The 720-nt window shown below is 60.4% G+C and carries 1 pseudogene; it reads left to right on the top strand.

From position 1 onward, the window contains the following. Positions 1-418: 418 nt before the first annotated feature. Positions 419-720, top strand: a pseudogene (locus CG471_RS31070) (virulence-associated protein E); the annotation flags it as partial.

The following is a 720-nucleotide window of genomic DNA, read 5'->3' as shown; positions in this document are numbered from 1 at the left end:
AGACTGTTGCACCCCGGGTCGATCGACATGCCGACGTGACCATTGCCAGAAAAGGCGAAGCATGATGAAGTAGGAAATACCAACGTCCCGCCCTGCCGCAGGGACCTCAGCTAGAGAATGTTCGAAAACCCGCCACTAGACGAGCGCGAGCGCCTTTAGCCGGATGGCCTGGACATACGCGCCCGCCATCCGGTCGAAGGAGCAATCGACCGGCTCTAGTGGTTCGAGGTTTCGACGCCTCGGCCCGCCTGCTGGCGGACGCGGCAACTCATAATCGAAAATGACGCAAATCCAAGCACTCTTGTCATCGGCCTGGATCGGACCCGCCGATAGGAAGCGCATGGAGCGCTGCCTACGGCGCCGGAAATCTATGGCGAACAACTCGTGGGCGCGTCCAACCAATAGGGAACCACCCCAGATGAGCACACATCTCGAAAGGATCGGTGAAGCGCTCGTCCGCAAACTGGGCGGCCACTGGAGACACGGGAAAGGCATGTGCCGCTGTCCCGCCCATCTGGACAGAAAGCCCAGTCTTTCGATCCGGGTCGGGACCAGTGCGCTCCTCTACAAATGCTGGGCGGGTTGCGATACGCGCGACGTCATTCGCGAAATATTGAGACTCGATGAGAAGGCTCTCGATGCCATCGAGACGGACGTGCCGGCTCCTCCGTCTTTCGCGACTGACCTGTGGCGTCGGCAGCGTGCCCTCCATATCTGGGA

This window comes from Sphingobium sp. IP1 (assembly GCF_002708645.1).
GTDB classification, from domain to species: domain Bacteria; phylum Pseudomonadota; class Alphaproteobacteria; order Sphingomonadales; family Sphingomonadaceae; genus Sphingobium; species Sphingobium yanoikuyae.
This window is presented reverse-complemented; position numbering and strand designations above follow the sequence as displayed.